Raw genomic sequence first — 16,489 nt, forward strand, 5'->3', positions numbered from 1 at the left:
TAATAACATTTCTGACTATCAATTGAAAAGGGTCGATTCTCATCGCGAGAATCAACCCTTTTACTCATTTATTCCAAAGTAACTACTGCAATGTGAAACTCACCGGTACAGTAAACTTTACTCTTACTTTCCTGCCGTTTTGTTCACCCGGCTTCCATTTGGGCATTGTACTAATCACGCGGAGAGCTTCTTTATCCAGATAAGGATCAATGCCTCGCACCACTTCAGGGCTTGTTATCGATCCGTCTTTGTCTACGACAAACTGAACAATTACTTTTCCACTTGTGCCCGTTTCCTGAGAAATCGTCGGATACTTGATACGTGAAGAAAGATACTTCATTAATTGGGCAGTTCCACCGGGAAATTCCGGCATATTCTCTACTGCCACATAAATCTCATCCTCCAATACCACATCCTCCACTACTTCAGTTGGCGGTGCCAAAATACCCTCTACAGGTTTAAACGACATATCTTCCGCTATCATAGAAATATCTTCCTCTATTTCTGTATTATCATCCACTACTTCGAATACATCGACTATTTTTGTCACTACCGGTGGTGGTGGTTCCAGTTTCTTCTCATCAGGAAATGTGATTGGAACAAGCTCCGTTACAAAGATGGATTCGTCATTTAATGACGATGTTGTCGCAATTCTTACACCATGTTGTGTCCATTCGAACGAAACGAACATGAACGCAAGCGCAACAACCAAACCCATCATCAACCAAGAACCACGTTGGTTCTCAATTGCAGCCTTTTTTGATTTCTTGGCTTCCATAAAAAATTTGTTTAAGTAATTAATAATAGAAAATATATAGTATATATACTACTTATCGTATTTCTTCTTAAAGCATTACTTAAAGTGCTCTCTAGCTGCAATAAATATAGTAAAACTACAGACAAGTTGTTCTTTTTCAACATTTTTTTTAAGAATAAAGGCTGCCCTTTGCTTTTATTTAAAGATTGGAATTATTAACTAAAGAAATATTAACGATCGATTTCCATCTTCGAATGAAAGAAATTGATGACTGACACATTTTATAATGATATCCAAAGCCATACTTCGACTTTACATTCACCTTTTTCCTGGTACAGGATATTTTTTTGAGGCATCATCCAAAACCAAAATCCAATCTATCATTTCTCCGGGATCAGGAGAAATAAATGTTTTCTCTCCTCTATTAGAATAAACGCCTACATAAGTAGCTTTTCCTGTTCTAGGATTATACCACCAAGCCTTGATCTTATCTCCTTTCAATACATTCATTCGTACTTTAAACTTTCTCCCGACAGGTGCGTATATCATGGCGTAGGAAAAATCTTGATCACAAGTTGCAACAAAACGATAGCGGCCTTCTCCCGGCATAGCCGTCGGAATTTTGTCTGTCACCAGAATCTTCTCTGTTGCAGGTATACGGGTAAAAAATGGGCGTGATTCTATCAATAAACGTCCGTATCTCATTTGCTCTGACCCCGGCTGATGTATGGCATCGCGCCAAGACATTAAAGGATTATTAATAGGTCTCGATTTGTCAGGGTCATACATTTGCCAAACCGAATGATGACCGTAAGTATGCCCGAAAGCCCCATTAAATAAATCCCAATATAGAGCACGACGAATATCCGACGCAATGGAATGCCCCCTACGTTTAGCCTGAAAAGCAACAGGATGATCTTCGTACAGAGGTTCACCATCCATTACCGGCTTAGCAGGAGTACGATTATAATCATCTCTGGTTTTAGAATAGTTTCCATATTCTACTTCGTGTCCGTTCTGACGCATATTAAAATCCAGCCAATCTTCCACATGAAAGAACTGAGCGGAACCTTGTCCTCCTGTAGGATGGAATGTGCGGAGATGGTTCTTTCCATCTCCAGCCGCAAGTCCTTCGGCCATGGCCCGTATTACTTCTTTTTGATTCTCATTCTCGAGATTTCGATCTCCTCCCAGAATCCATATAATTTGCGCCTCTTTATAACGTTTCCCCAGAAATTCTCCATAACTCCTCGCATTCTGTTTATTAAAGACGGGAGTACCGTCATGCCAATATCTGCCCCATGTTGGAAGAAAGCCTATATATAAATTTAGTTCGTTGGCCTTTTTTACAACATAATCCACATAATCCCAATAATCATTATCGACACCTTCTTTTATTAAAGGTTTATTCGGGTCATTATTTTCAAAAGGTAGAAAACCGTAAGCGTTAGGCACACTGATTCCATCAAGCTCAGCCAAAGCAACCGCTTGGATAACAGTAAAACCTTTCCGCGCACGATCTTCAAGGTATAAATCAGCTTCTTCCTTATTAGTACGATGAAATAATTCCCACGCCGTATCTCCTAGATAAAAGAAAGGCGTACCATCACTATATTGCAAAAAACGTTTATTTTCAGAGATAATAAGACGACTTTTTAAAAAATCTCCTTTCGTTTTGGAGTATTTACTTACCTGAGCTTCTATCCCTCCGGCAGATAACATTACTATTATCCAAATGATAAACCATTTTTTATTTTTCATGTTTGTATTATGTTTAATCATATAAGTACCACACATCGCCATATCCCATATCATCCATCAAGATAATTACAAAATTTGTATGTTTCTTTGCTGATAATAGCCAGAGCAAGTAAAGGATTCCGATCAATAAAGTGGTCACTCTCATTTTTTAGTATAAATTTAGAAAATATATGGTGCTAAAATATCAAAAAAATCTTGAATCTACAAGAAAAGATACGAAAACATAATTTGCTAGCGCTTATTAGGAAAGTTGTCTTACTGGCTAATAATTCTTTTCTTATATTTGAACTTTAGAAGATAAAACCTTATATCAAACCAATTAAAAAATAAGCTGAAATAAAATTGATTATGAAATATGTAAACTATGTATATCCCATTATTCTAATCATGTTACTCACAGAGTGTTCTCCCCAAACGTAGCCCTAGAAGGAAAAGCCGCCAATACTTCAGGTATTCCCATCGTATACAATATCACAACTGATGGCATTGCATTACCGGACAAATTTGATACTTTACACCTAAATTCAGATAGCACATTAAAATCACCCTTCCTAATAAACGACAACGAGAGAATATCTTTTTTCTTATGTGGCAAACGGGCATTAGGAGATTATACCTCGTTCCGGGCAACCAACCAGAAACTGGACATAAATGCGTCTAAAAACAATGAGCTAAATCCCATGGGTAGTTTTCAAAAGAAAATGAAATTTTGAGAAGCTTAATGGATTTGAATGAGAATATATTTAAGCCAGGTGCTAATATAAAAGATATTTTCGATATAAGTAAACATACCATAGCCTCTCCTACTTATCAAAAGCTTATAGATTATACCGATAGAATGGAAAAAGAAATAACAGATACTAATCATGAATTTACTATCAGAGCAAAACAAAATATACGTCTGCAAATTCTTTTGGCATTCATGAACCAGTTTTTCATAAACAGTTCCAAAGGGTCTGATATAAATAAAAAAGAATGGAATGACTTTTATTCAAAAATGCTAAATTTCGCAGATATCAACCAAGCTGAAAATGTATATTCTAAAGCCTTTTCAAATATCATATCTAATATGGAAAATATTGATATATTCCAAAAAGATGAAAAATATATTGAGGATGAGAATGAACGGAAGCAAACTATTTTCAATTGCACTTACAGGGACATGTGTAAGAGAGGGAACGTAAAATAAACCGTGTCAAGCCTCATTTACTTAGAAATCTCTTTGGTCGGGGATTAGCAACAGTGCAAATAAATAACAAGCATTTTCTTATTATTTATTTTGTTATCAACTTAAAAATGCATAAATTAGCAGAATATTGTAACCGCGAGTATTATGAAATACGACCTCTTTATAAGCTATCGCCGTACCTCTTTCGAATCAGCCAATCTCATTGCTGAGAAACTGCGCAGCGCAGGCTATTCCGTATTTTTCGATGTAGAGACACTACGGTCCGGAAAGTTCAACGAACAGTTATTAACGGTCATAGAGCATTGCAAAGATTTCATCATTGTTCTTCCGGAGAATGCATTGGACCGTTGCAATGACCCGGAAGATTGGGTACGTAGAGAAGTATATCACGCCATGCTGCATCAGAAAAATATCATTCCGATCATGCTTACCAACTTTGAGTGGCCGGACCCCATGCCACAAGGAATGGAAGAGTTACGAAATTATCAAGCTATCTCTGCTTCTTCATACGAATACTTCGACCTGTCCATGCAACGGCTGACCGGTTACCTGATAAGTAAACCGCATAAAAAATATCAGAAAGTCTTACTACAGGCAACTGTCATTGTTGCCATACTTGCAGTCTGTGCCGTCATCGGCTACTACTCTTTCCGACTGATGGCAATCCCTGTCTGCACAGATACTGCGAACACCGTCACACAAGGTATGGGTGTCATCAATTTGTTGGGAGAAACCAATCAAAACCTACAAAAAGAATGGGATAAATTCTGCCAAAAGCAGCATTCGACTACGAATAATCCGGAAAAAACAGATGCATTGAAGTCGGATATGATCAAAGCGATCAATCATTATCAAGAGGAAATAAACAAATTGCAAACCCAACAGCCTTCTCCTGAGTTTGTAACCGATAACTATAAAATGTTCCTTTTGGGACTTTATGACGTAAATATGACAGAATTAACGGCGTTCGTCCAGACGTACCATTCTATGTTCGATGATCTAAATCATCAGATTGAATTCTTGAAAGGAAGAATGGATGATAATGATTTCAGCTCATTAAACCTAAGCATGGCAAAAGTCAATTTCGAAGGTTTCCAATACTCAATGAATTCACTCTATTACGGTTATCTGGAGTTACTGTCATTGCTCCCGAAGGAATCTCTCAACTTATACAAACAACTATCTCCGCATTGGGGACATTTCCCTAACGGTATAGGTACTACTCTTTCCAAAGAAGAGTATCAACGATTCCAAGAAAATGAAATGAACAAATTCGAAGCTCTCATCAAAGATACTGAAGTAAAAGTAGCCAAAACAGAGGGTGATCTGGATGAACTGGGACAAAGACTGGAGAATTTAGAGAACACCGTAAAACCTCAAAGTGGGAATGAGAAAAAAACGACATCGGAAAATACCAATGCGGAAAGTCAGTTGGAAACACGCAAAGAGGCTTTAAAAGCCAAACAGCAATACGTAGAATCGCAAAAGAAGCAACTGGAAGAATTGGACAAAAAATACATGGAAACTTACCAACGAATGAAAGAAAAATGCCAACTGGACGAAAAAGACGATCAAAGTTATATGTGGGGAAAAATGTTACATTGGGCCAATTTCATGACAACCATCGTTGATAGCCGCAAGCAAATGGAAGAAAAGGGCGTTTATTCTACTTCATCCATCACACCGGAATTGGCTTTAGCAGATTTGAACAGTCTTCTGTCCTGCTATCAGACCTATCATCCGGAAGCGAACATTTATCTACCTGCCATGAAAGCTTTTTATAAAGAGGTCGCTCAAGGTAAACGCCCGCTAGCCGGAGTATTAGTTTTCGGATTCAAAGATGATACGGTCCACCCTCTTTTAAGAGCCGGAGATATTATCATTACCCGTAATGAAACACCTATTATCAAATATGAAGATTTACAGAAAGCTATTAAAGTCAATAAAACGGGCCCTGTCACTTTCCTTCGTTTGTCTTCCGATGGAGTACTGAAAGAGCATACAGAAAACATGCCGGACACTAAAATATTAGTAGGATATATGGATTTAAAAGAATAATAAAAACGATCATTATGGGAACATTCAATTCTAGCAAGACATTCCACGCATCATCGACACTTATACCGACAATTGCGCAAGACATCACTACAACTTTCAAAAATGAAGAATATGAAGTGCAAAGCCAGCAACTGAAAAATGGAGGATACGATATCTCCATCACGAAAGGAGGAGTATTCAAAGCCATCATCGGTATGAAAACAGCACTGAAAGTGAATATCATACCTAATGGAAATGATATACAGATTACTACCGGTGTGGGTATCTTTGGCCAGCAAGCCATTCCAACGGTTATTTCCATGCTATTCTTCTGGCCCGTCCTTATCACGCAGATTTCCGGTATGGTGTCCCAGTCTAAAATAGACGATCGTGTGATGGAAATAGCCAACAATACCATCCATCGTATGACCCAGCAACAAAATAAGAGCGTAGATCCAAGTACTCCTTAATCTGGAGGATATCAGATTTTCCCTTTTGACTGATCAGATTATATCCCGAAACCGTTCCACTAGAAAAAAACATCATTTTCTCTATCAACCTATCACCAATCTTCTGTATTCCCTTATCCATCGTACTTTCAAGAGGTGATAGGTTGGAAATCAACCTATCACCTCCTCTATCACCTATCACCGACAAACTATATAACCTATATTTACCAGAAAACATACAGATAAACTAAATGTTTCAAGCTTCTAAACACTTTGTTCAGACGCTTGTAATAAAGTGTTCTACTTATTGAAACAAAGTGTTTTGCATAGGAAAACAAAGTGTTTCAAGGTATGAAACAAAGTGTTTTACCCTATTAAAACACTTTGTTCCACCCCATAGAACCGGAATTGTAGCGTTATTTATAGGATATTCATCCTTATAATTTCTGCTTTTCCCTCAACAATATATTTTATAAACATGCTGCATCGTTTGGAAAACCGGAGAATAAGCAGTACCTTTATATGTCCTAAAGACAGGGCACTAATTATAAAACATTTTTATCATGAAAGTAACTTTGATGCGGGAAAACGGTGGAGCAACAACCATGCGCACGCTTGACGCAGACCTACAAATGAAAGCGATGATGCATGAGACAAAAGCTCAACCCGTAAGCAATCTGCGGATGAGCATACGATACGCATCACCGGACAGCCAACTGGAAGGAGTGGAAAAACTATCGAAGATCATTCCTGCTGCCGCCTTCCGAAAAACGCCTAATGGCATACAAATGGCCGAATACAACGGGCTTGTACAAATAGAAGTAAACCATCTGGCAAATCAGGTGGAAGTAAATCTGGTGAAACAGGAGGCCTCCGAACTTTCCCAAACGTTTGCCGCATTCATGGGATCGGGAGCACATTCCGTAAAAATATGGGTACGGTTCACACGACCGGACGATTCTCTACCAACAACGCGGGAAGAAGCCGAAATATTTCAGGCTCATGCTTACCGAAAAGCTGTCAGCCTCTACCAACCGGTATTATCTTACCCCATCGAACTGAAAAACCCGACGTTGGAACAGTTTTGCCGGCAGACATATGATCCGGAACTTTATTATAACTCCCAATCTACTGTCGTCTACCTGCGCCAACCATTAGAGATGCCTGCGGAAACGACTTACCAAGAAGCCATCCGGGCAGAATCATCCCCCTTCAAACGGTTAATTCCGGGATACGACAGTTTCGATACATTGTCCGCACTCTTTGAAGTGGCACTAAATAGAGCTTATCAATCGTTGAGCGAACTCCAACCAAGTCTACACACCCGCTCCGACGAAGACCTGAAACCCTTGCTGGTTCAGTTAGCCCGAAACTGCTTTCGGGCAGGTATACCCGAAGAAGAAACCACTCGTTGGGCAATCGCCCATTTCTATACGAAAAAGAAAGAGTTCCTCGTCCGACAAACAGTGCAAAACGTATATACAAACGCAAAAGGATTTGGCAAGAAATCTCCCCTCTCTCCGGAACAGGAACTGGGACTTCGTACTGAGGAGTTTATGCAACGGCGATATGAATTCCGCTACAACACCATAACCGCAGTAACGGAGTATCGCGAACGAAACACGTTTTGCTTCTATTTTCGTCCTATTAGCAGCCGTATACGAAACAGTATCGCCATGAATGCGCGATTGGAAGGGTTAAATCTCTGGGACAGAGATGTGATTCGGTATCTTGACTCCGACCGCATACCGGTATTCAACCCGATAGAAGATTACCTTTTTAGTTTGGATGTCCGTTGGGACGGACGTGACCGGATACGCGAACTTGCCAACCGAGTGCCTTGCAACAATCCCCATTGGCCGGACCTGTTCTACCGCTGGTTCTTGAACATGGTTGCTCATTGGCGTCAGATAGATCGGAAACACGCGAATTGTACTGTTCCTTTGCTAGTCGGCCCGCAAGCTTACCGGAAATCAACATTTTGCAGGAGTCTATTACCTCCTGAATTACAGACATATTATAACGACCGTATTGATTTCAGTAACAAACGGGATACAGAACTATCTCTCAATCGCTTTTTACTGATTAACTTGGACGAATTCGATCAAAACAAAGAAAATCAACAGGCTTTCCTGAAACATATTCTTCAGAAACCTGTCGTCAATGTTAAACGCCCGTATGGCACAACTACCGAAGAAATTCGGAGGTACGCCTCTTTCATCGGGACGAGTAATCATAAAGACCTATTGACGGACACATCTGGGAACCGGCGTTATATCGTCATCGACGTCATGGGACCAATAGATTGCTCACCCATTGACTATGAACAACTTTATGCACAAGCAATTCATCATCTTTACAAAAACGAACGTTATTGGTTTGACACACAAGATGAAAAATTTATAGAGGAGGGTAATAAGGAGTTTCAGGTCATGCCGATTGCCGAACAATTGTTTCACGAATATTTCCGCCCGGCCTGTGAAGGCGAAGAGTGTGAACAGTTACTCGCTATCGAAATATTGGAACAAGTACAACATGACAGTAAAATCCATGTATCAAACTGCAATATTATTCAGTTCGGAAGAATCTTGCAGAAGAACAAAGTGCCTTCTACGAGATCAAAAAGAGGAAACATGTATAAAGTGGTGCGAATAAAGCCCCGAAAAGGATAAATATACGATTTGTTGAAGGTGATAGGTGATAGATGAGGTGATAGGTTGGAAAACAACCTATCACCCCTTGAAAGTACGATGGATAAGGGAATACAGAAGATTGGTGATAGGTTGATAGAGAAATTGATGTTTTATCTTGGAGGAGCGAGAATTTATCGAAAAAACTCCATTATCATCTTGTCTACTATTTCCCACACAAATTTCTCTCCTTTTTTGAAAGAAAATTGTCGCCGAATCTGATCGGGTGTCCCCAGATAGTCTTCATTAACAAATGTCTCTCTACCCCATACTTTTCTGCCAAGAAAGTCACAATATAGATTGGTAACTGTAACAAAATAGATTCATGTTTCATTATAACTGATTATTTTATCTATTTTTGTAATACTAAAAAAATTACTTACTACAGAATACCTTTAATAAAATAGTTATGTTACAAAAATTATTTGGATTCAATCCTAAATCAATGCAACTGAAAACCGAAATATTGGCTGGACTTACTACATTCTTGACCATGTCTTATATTTTGGCTGTCAATCCAAGTATTTTAAGTGTAACTGGCATGGACAAAGGAGCTGTATTTACTGCAACCGCTGTTGCTTCCTTCATTGCCACACTCATCATGTCTACCTGGGCCAAATTGCCTTTTGCATTAGCACCTGGGATGGGTTTAAATGCTTTTTTTGCATTCACAGTCTGTTTAAGCATGGGAAATACATGGGAATTTGCATTAACTGCCGTACTCATCGAAGGAATCTTATTTATCTTATTAACTCTTTCTAATCTACGGGAAGCTATACTCAATGCCATACCCAACTCGTTGAAAAGTGCTATTGGAGCAGGTATCGGACTATTTATCGCTTTTATAGGACTGCAAAATGCCGGTGTAATAACCAATAATGATGCAACCTTGGTGACACTGGGAAATATTACGTCAGGATCTCCTTTACTTGCACTCATCGGCCTTGCCATTACGTCCGTATTGCTTATCAAAAAGGTTAAGGGTTCTATGTTATGGGGAATTCTTGCTACCATGCTAATTGGCATACCTATGGGTATCACAGAATATAATGGGATTATAAGTGTCCCACCGTCATTGGCACCGGTTTTCTTTAAATTCGATTTTTCTGAAGTCTTCACGACTAAAATGGCATTTACCGTATTCACGCTTCTGTTTATTGATATGTTCGACACCATAGGTACTCTAGTCGGTGTTTCCAATAAAGCCGGAATGATGGAAAATGGAAAGATTCCACATGTCAAAGAAGCGTTTATGGCTGATGCTATCGGCACTACAGTAGGTGCAATGCTAGGAACCAATACTGTTAGCACTTATGTTGAAAGTGCATCGGGTATTGCACAAGGAGGACGTTCGGGTATTACTTCCTTTGTAACAGCTCTTTGTTTTGCTGTCGCATTACTTTTCGCCCCACTTTTTCTTTCTATTCCAAGTGCAGCAACTTGTCCCATTCTAGTATTAGTAGGATTGTTTATGATGTCTCCAATTAAGGAAATTGATTTGGATGATTATACGGAATCAGTTCCTGCATTTATCTGTATCATCATCATTCCGATGGCTTATAGTATTTCTGACGGTATCGTACTTGGGCTGATAAGTTATGTGCTTACCAACTTACTCTGCGGCAAGTTTAAAAAGATATCGATTACTATGTATATTTTAGCCGTATTATTCACACTCAAGTATTTGGTGTAAATATCCAATATAATATATAAAAAGAAGAAAGTATATCATTTTTCAACAATATACTTTCTTTCCTTTCATGAAATGACATATACATTATATCACCTCACACCATATTTATGAATAAAAAGTTTAAAAGAATAAGCGAAGTTATTTGGTTCTCTTTTTTCTGTTCTCGTTTTCCTTTTTACGCATATCCTGATATTTCTTGTATTGCTCATCGGTTAAGATCTTCTTTATCTTAGCTTCTACTTCTGTTCTCTTCTTCTGCATTTCTTCGCGTGAAGGTCTTTCACCCGATTTCTGTTTAGCAGGTCTCATTTCCTCCAGAGCTGCTTTAAAATCTTTGGCCTGTTTTTCATTCAGTCCCAGATCTGTAATCATTTTCTCTACTCGCTTTTCTCTATCAACTGTCCTTTGTTGACCTTGTGGACGATTTTGTGCAATACAAACTGTTGTACCTATTAGTAAGGCAACAACTAAACTTAAAATCTGCTTTTTCATATTCTAATTACCATATTAAGTGAATAATGTATATATGACTACATAAATGACCGAAAGTTAATTCCAGTCTAAAGAAAAAAACATCATTTTTGCATTATTTATGTATTAAGCAGTTAGAAGAAACACATTCTTGTTCACAGCATTTCGCAAAGTGAATAGTTGAAATGGCTCTGTTTTTTTTTGCTGATTTTTAGTATAATATTTCGTTTTTAATTAGTGATGCCCCCCCTTTTATCCTTTACCTATAATTCTTTTTAAAATATAAACGTAATGCAACTGTTTTATTAGTTACAAAATAAGACTAAACTCTAGTAGAATCAACTTTTCTACTTCGATATAAAATTTCAATAAAGTAGATAGATTAACGTAAATCTAACCCAATAATGACATTCAATCAGAGAACAATCTACTATCAAATAGAGCATAAATAAAAAAAAAACCAGAAAACAATAATAGTAAACAAGATATGAAGTTAATATTAGAGACAAATTAGTTAATATTGGAGACAAATTAGTTAATATAGGCGCCATAAATAAAATTAATTCGAGTTAATCCTTAAAAAATCATCTAATTATTATACTTTCGCAAAATCGTTAATAAGATAAAATAAAACCTTATTAAATTATAACTAATACAAAAATAAAACACTAATTAATGAAAAAGGAAGCATAAAAACACACTACCCTCTTTTAGTGAGATTATCATCTTACTAAAGAATACTTAGAATATAAAACCAATTGTTATAACTTTAAATATTAAAAACAATGAAAAAACTATGTATTAAATTACCTCTAGACAACTATACTTATGAATAATAAGTAGTCAATTTACCAATTAACCATTATCTAATTAATTATTAAATTCATTCTTTAATCTATTACTTATGAAATTTAATAGAAAAACAAGTTTGAGATTAGGAATTAGTATTCCGCTATTTCTAATCGTTGCACTATCTATTATTAGTGGATGCAATAACAGTGATCTTCCCCCTATTATTTCCAGTGTCCAAAGTACGCCACCGGATTTCAGTAAACCAATCATTTTAGAGTCATTCAGTCCAGACAGCGGTGGTGTTGGAACTCAGCTTGTATTGAAAGGACAGAATTTTGGTACAGACAGTAACTATTTGTATGTTACTGTCAATGACAAGAAAGCCAAAATTGTAGGTGTAAAGAACGATTACATTTACGCAGTAGTTCCTGCCCGTGCAGACACCGGCTATGTGCGCTTATATGTGGGGCAAGGAGACAACGTAGAAGAATATGCATTGGATAAACCATTCCGTTACAAATTTAAACGTAACGTAACGACTTTAGCAGGTAAAGACCAAGAAAACGGACGTATAGACGGTGATTATGGAGAAGCGCGTTTACAACGTCCCTGGTTTCTTCTTGCCGATAAAGATGATGCAATGTACTTTATTGACGAAGGTCGTGGAACGGATAAAAACGGAGCTTTACGCCGCGCACGTGAAGACTTAATAGAAACATTAGTTCAATGTTCAGCAGGCCCATTCCAATCACCGACTTGTTTGGCTTTCAGCCAAAACGAGGATACTCTTTATATAACCAATAAATCCAGTCATGAGGTAACAACAGATGTTAACATCCTCTATTGTACACGTGCCGGAGGATTTGTTGATACTAAACCTTTCGTTTATATGAAAGGCGCACAAACACAGGGAATTGCAGTAAATCCGAAAACTGGAGAAGTTTTCTTTGACAGCCAAACAGACGGATATATTTACCGATATACCGGTACCGGTAAAACGGCAACGCAAGAAGATACACCATACGAACAACTCTTCCGTATCAGCGGAAGTTCAAATGTGGAGATGAGAATGTTATTCTCACAAGATGGTTCTACACTTTATGTTGTAATTCGTAATAGACATTGTATCTATAAAATAAATTATGATACAGAAACTCGTACATTTGGTGTTCCGGAAATGTTTGCAGGACTTTGGGGAGAGTCTGGGTATGCCAACGGAGTTGGAACAGGAGCACGCTTTAATTGGCCAGGACAACCGGCTCTCGACGAAGATGGGAACTTATTTGTCCCTGACAAAGACAATCATTGCATCCGCAAAATAACTCCACAAGGTGAAGTTTCACTATATGCCGGTAAAGGCACTGAGGCAGGTTATAAAGATGGCACTCCTGACCGTGCCCGTTTCCGTGGTCCTGAAGCTGTCGTATTTTTGAGTGATGGTGCTATGTACGTAGCAGACCGAGACAATCACTGTATACGTCGAGTTGTAGTAGAATAAATAATATGAAAAATAAACAGATAATTATAATATATTATGAATAACATACAGCGGGCAATTTTTATGTTACTACTCTTGCTGGGTACACAAATCTCAAGCTTTGCCCAGCAGTCGAGACAAAACAATACGATTGAAGTAAAAGGTATTGTTAGAGATGAAATGGGACCAGTCATTGGAGCTTCTATTATTGCCAAAGGACAACCTGGATTGGGGGTAACATCGGATATAGACGGAAAATTCAAATTAAAAGTTAGTCAATTTGATATTTTGGTCATTTCATTTCTTGGCTACGATGCAGTCGAACTCCCGATTGTGAAAATCAAAGATACCTCAAATGTAGATATCAAATTGACTGAAAGTAGTAAAAAAATCGATGAAGTCGTAGTTACAGCTAGTGGTACACAAACCAAGAAGACTCTAACCGGTGCTTATACATCCGTAGATATTAAACAATTAGCGTCTCCTTCCGGAAACCTTACAAATTCTTTAGCAGGAGTGGTTCCAGGTATCATTGCTGTTCAAAGTTCAGGTGAACCGGGTGAAAACATGTCTGAGTTTTGGATTCGAGGTATTAGTACATTTGGTAGCGGTAGTGGAGCACTTGTATTGGTAGATGGAGTAGAACGAAGCATGAATGAAATACCAGTACAAGATATTGAATCTTTCTCTATTCTGAAAGATGCATCTGCTACAGCTCTCTATGGTTCCAAAGGAGCAAATGGTGTTGTATTAATTACCACTAAACGAGGTAAACCAGGTAAAATTAATATCAGGGCTCGTTTTACTTATGGTTATAATCAAACAGGACGTATGCCACAGTTTGCCAATGCATATGATTGGGCAACATTGGCAAATGAAGCCAAAATAGGACGTTATGAGAGTCCCCTGTATACCCCTGAGGAACTCAATATTATCCAAAACGGACTAGATCCTGATTTGTATCCTAATATAAACTGGCAAGACCTTATGCTTAAAAAAGGAAGCCCACAATACAAAGCAGAAATCAGTTTTTCAGGAGGAGGTGATAATGTTAGATACTATGTATCTGGACAATATTATGATGAAAATGGTATTTACAAGACTCAAAGCTCAGAAAATAAATATAATACCAATTCTACCTACAAACGATATAATTATCGTGCAAATGTAGATATGAATCTAACTAAAACCACTTTAGTAAAAATTGGAGTAGGTGGATGGTTAGTTGACCGCACACAACCAGGTGCAGAAGGAGACAATATCTGGGGATCATTCTCAGAATTTACCCCTTTGAGTTCTCCACGTAAATATTCAACTGGACAGTGGCCCCATGTCAATGACCGATTGACACCTGAAATTCAATTAACTCAAACAGGATATAGGACCATATGGGAAAATAAAGCAGAATTAAACGTTACTTTACAGCAAGAATTAAATTTTATTACTAAAGGGTTGATATTTGAAGGTACTTATGCATTTGATACACAAAATTCAAATATTACCAATCGCCGTAAATTACCTGAATTGTGGGTAGCTCAAAACTACCGCGACCAAAAAGGTCAGCTAATTCTTCGCAGGACCTCTAATCCACAGACGATGACTCAAACTGTGTCAACCGAAGGCTGGAAACGTAATTATTTACGTGCTCATTTAAAATACAATCGGTTATTTGCAGAGATTCACCGCGTAGGAGCTTATGCAATGATTTATCAAGAACAAAATGCAGATACCAGACTTGCTAATGAAGGTGATATTATCGCCTCTATACCACACCGTAATCTCGCCTATTCAGGAAGTTTTACTTACGCATTTCGTGACAGATACTTGGTGGAGTTCAATTGGGGATACACAGGATCTGAAAATTTTGAACATGGTAAACAATTTGGTTTTTTCCCTTCCTATTCTGCCGGATGGCTTATTTCTGAAGAACCTTTCATTAAAAGAATTGCACCATGGCTGGAAATGCTCAAAATTAGAGGTTCTTATGGTTTGGTAGGTAATGATAATATCGGTGGACAACGTTTTCCTTACATTTCTTTAATAGGAACGACCAATGGTTATAACTGGGGAGAGTTCGGTTCTCACGGAATTCAAGGATACCGTATAACGACGGTTGGTACTCCCAAATTAACTTGGGAAACTGCCAAGAAATATAATCTAGGTATTGATTTTAATCTTTTTAACAGTAAAATAACAGGTACAGTCGATATCTATAAAGATGTACGCGATGATATTTTCATGAAACGTAATCACATGCCATTATCTACAGGTCTGGCCGATCAAACTCCAATGGCAAATGTTGGGCGTATGAAAGCCACAGGATGGGATGGTAACATTGCTTTCTTACAACGAATCGGACAAGTAGATATCACATTACGTGCCAACATGACTTACCAAAATAATGAAATTGTAGATCGTGATGAAGCAGCTAACGAACTTTGGTATAAAATGGATAAAGGATTCCGCCTCAATCAGACACGCGGTTTGATTGCGCTTGGATTATTTAAAGATCAAGAAGATATAGATTGCAGCCCATCACAAACAGGATTAGCAACAGATGGACGCCCCGTTTTACCTGGAGATATCAAATACAAAGATGTAAATGGTGATGGGGTTATTACAGATGATGATTATGTACCATTAGGATATAGAGAAATGCCAGGCTTACAATATGGTATGGGCGCAAGCATCCAATGGAAAAATCTTTATGTTAATGTTTTGTTCCAGGGAGCTGGTAGACGTGACTGGTTTGTGGGTGGAAACGGACCTCATGCATTCCATAACGGAATGACAGGTAACATTCTTCAAGAAATGGTAGATGGGAACCGTTGGAGTCCAAGAGAAGTCTCTGGTACAGCTGACACAGAAAATCCGAATGCAGACTGGCCACGTTTAACTTGGGGAAATAATGCAAACAACAATCGTAAATCTACTTTCTGGATGAAAAACGGACGTTACTTACGCCTAAAAAATGTGGAAGTTACTTATGATCTTCCCAAAGCGTTTGCTCGCAAAGTGTATATGAGCAATATACGTCTAGGCTTTGTTGGAGAAAATCTCTACACATGGAGTCCATTTAAATGGTGGGATCCGGAAGGAAACAATGAAAGCGGTTCTAATTATCCAATTAGCCGGACATACTCATTCTCAGTTCAAGTTGAATTCTAACAAAA

Annotated in this window: 10 protein-coding genes; 7 read left to right on the forward strand and 3 right to left on the reverse strand. The window is 38.0% G+C overall.

The annotated features are described in order from the left end of the window. Positions 1-82 precede the first annotated feature (82 nt). Together EJF25_RS22590 and EJF25_RS22595 are read right to left on the reverse strand one after the other, a co-directional pair. Positions 83-778, reverse strand: coding sequence for an energy transducer TonB (locus tag EJF25_RS22590; RefSeq protein ID WP_125042895.1), 696 nt, complete (start codon positions 776-778; stop codon positions 83-85). A gap of 297 nt (positions 779-1,075) precedes the next feature. After that, positions 1,076-2,518 carry a glycoside hydrolase family 140 protein gene (locus tag EJF25_RS22595; RefSeq protein WP_200832976.1) on the reverse strand — a complete coding sequence of 481 codons (1,443 nt, stop codon included), beginning with the start codon at positions 2,516-2,518 and terminating at the stop codon, positions 1,076-1,078. 709 nt (positions 2,519-3,227) lie between these two features. On the opposite strand from EJF25_RS22595, the gene EJF25_RS22600 reads away from it, so the two are divergent. The 5 genes from EJF25_RS22600 to EJF25_RS22620 all read left to right on the forward strand — a co-directional run bounded on the left by EJF25_RS22600 (position 3,228) and on the right by EJF25_RS22620 (position 10,576). Continuing rightward, positions 3,228-3,707, forward strand: coding sequence for a hypothetical protein (locus tag EJF25_RS22600; RefSeq protein ID WP_125042898.1), 480 nt, complete (start codon positions 3,228-3,230; stop codon positions 3,705-3,707). 144 nt (positions 3,708-3,851) lie between these two features. Further along, the gene (locus EJF25_RS22605) at positions 3,852-5,765 is read left to right on the forward strand and encodes a toll/interleukin-1 receptor domain-containing protein (protein ID WP_125042900.1); all 1,914 of its coding nucleotides are present in this window, start codon (positions 3,852-3,854) and stop codon (positions 5,763-5,765) included. A gap of 14 nt (positions 5,766-5,779) precedes the next feature. Further along, positions 5,780-6,214: a zinc ribbon domain-containing protein gene (locus EJF25_RS22610; RefSeq protein WP_125042902.1), complete on the forward strand. Its 435-nt coding sequence runs from the start codon at positions 5,780-5,782 to the stop codon at positions 6,212-6,214. 542 nt (positions 6,215-6,756) lie between these two features. Next, positions 6,757-8,865, forward strand: coding sequence for a BT4734/BF3469 family protein (locus EJF25_RS22615; RefSeq protein WP_125042904.1), 2,109 nt, complete (start codon positions 6,757-6,759; stop codon positions 8,863-8,865). A gap of 427 nt (positions 8,866-9,292) precedes the next feature. Then, on the forward strand, positions 9,293-10,576 hold the full coding sequence (locus EJF25_RS22620) for an NCS2 family permease (RefSeq protein WP_125042906.1): 1,284 nt from the start codon (positions 9,293-9,295) through the stop codon (positions 10,574-10,576). A gap of 138 nt (positions 10,577-10,714) precedes the next feature. On the opposite strand, the gene EJF25_RS22625 is transcribed toward EJF25_RS22620, so the two are convergent. Further along, positions 10,715-11,068: a DUF4890 domain-containing protein gene (locus tag EJF25_RS22625; protein ID WP_125042908.1), complete on the reverse strand. Its 354-nt coding sequence runs from the start codon at positions 11,066-11,068 to the stop codon at positions 10,715-10,717. A 907-nt stretch (positions 11,069-11,975) separates the two neighbouring features. Between EJF25_RS22625 and EJF25_RS22630 the strand changes: the two genes are divergently transcribed. Further along, positions 11,976-13,337: an IPT/TIG domain-containing protein gene (locus EJF25_RS22630; protein WP_306308342.1), complete on the forward strand. Its 1,362-nt coding sequence runs from the start codon at positions 11,976-11,978 to the stop codon at positions 13,335-13,337. A gap of 36 nt (positions 13,338-13,373) precedes the next feature. Further along, positions 13,374-16,484 (forward strand): SusC/RagA family TonB-linked outer membrane protein, encoded by a 3,111-nt coding sequence (locus tag EJF25_RS22635; RefSeq protein WP_125042912.1) that lies wholly within the window; start codon positions 13,374-13,376, stop codon positions 16,482-16,484. Positions 16,485-16,489 lie beyond the last annotated feature (5 nt).

It is taken from the genome of Bacteroides faecalis, assembly GCF_003865075.1.
GTDB classification, from domain to species: domain Bacteria; phylum Bacteroidota; class Bacteroidia; order Bacteroidales; family Bacteroidaceae; genus Bacteroides; species Bacteroides faecalis.

Coding starts and splice junctions, on each gene's coding strand:
- EJF25_RS22605 (WP_125042900.1), top strand. CDS start 3,852: ATGAAATACGACCTCTTTATAAGCTATCGCCGTACCTCTTTCGAATCA.
- EJF25_RS22590 (WP_125042895.1), bottom strand. CDS start 778: ATGGAAGCCAAGAAATCAAAAAAGGCTGCAATTGAGAACCAACGTGGT.
- EJF25_RS22620 (WP_125042906.1), top strand. CDS start 9,293: ATGTTACAAAAATTATTTGGATTCAATCCTAAATCAATGCAACTGAAA.
- EJF25_RS22610 (WP_125042902.1), top strand. CDS start 5,780: ATGGGAACATTCAATTCTAGCAAGACATTCCACGCATCATCGACACTT.
- EJF25_RS22615 (WP_125042904.1), top strand. CDS start 6,757: ATGAAAGTAACTTTGATGCGGGAAAACGGTGGAGCAACAACCATGCGC.
- EJF25_RS22635 (WP_125042912.1), top strand. CDS start 13,374: ATGAATAACATACAGCGGGCAATTTTTATGTTACTACTCTTGCTGGGT.
- EJF25_RS22625 (WP_125042908.1), bottom strand. CDS start 11,068: ATGAAAAAGCAGATTTTAAGTTTAGTTGTTGCCTTACTAATAGGTACA.
- EJF25_RS22595 (WP_200832976.1), bottom strand. CDS start 2,518: ATGAAAAATAAAAAATGGTTTATCATTTGGATAATAGTAATGTTATCT.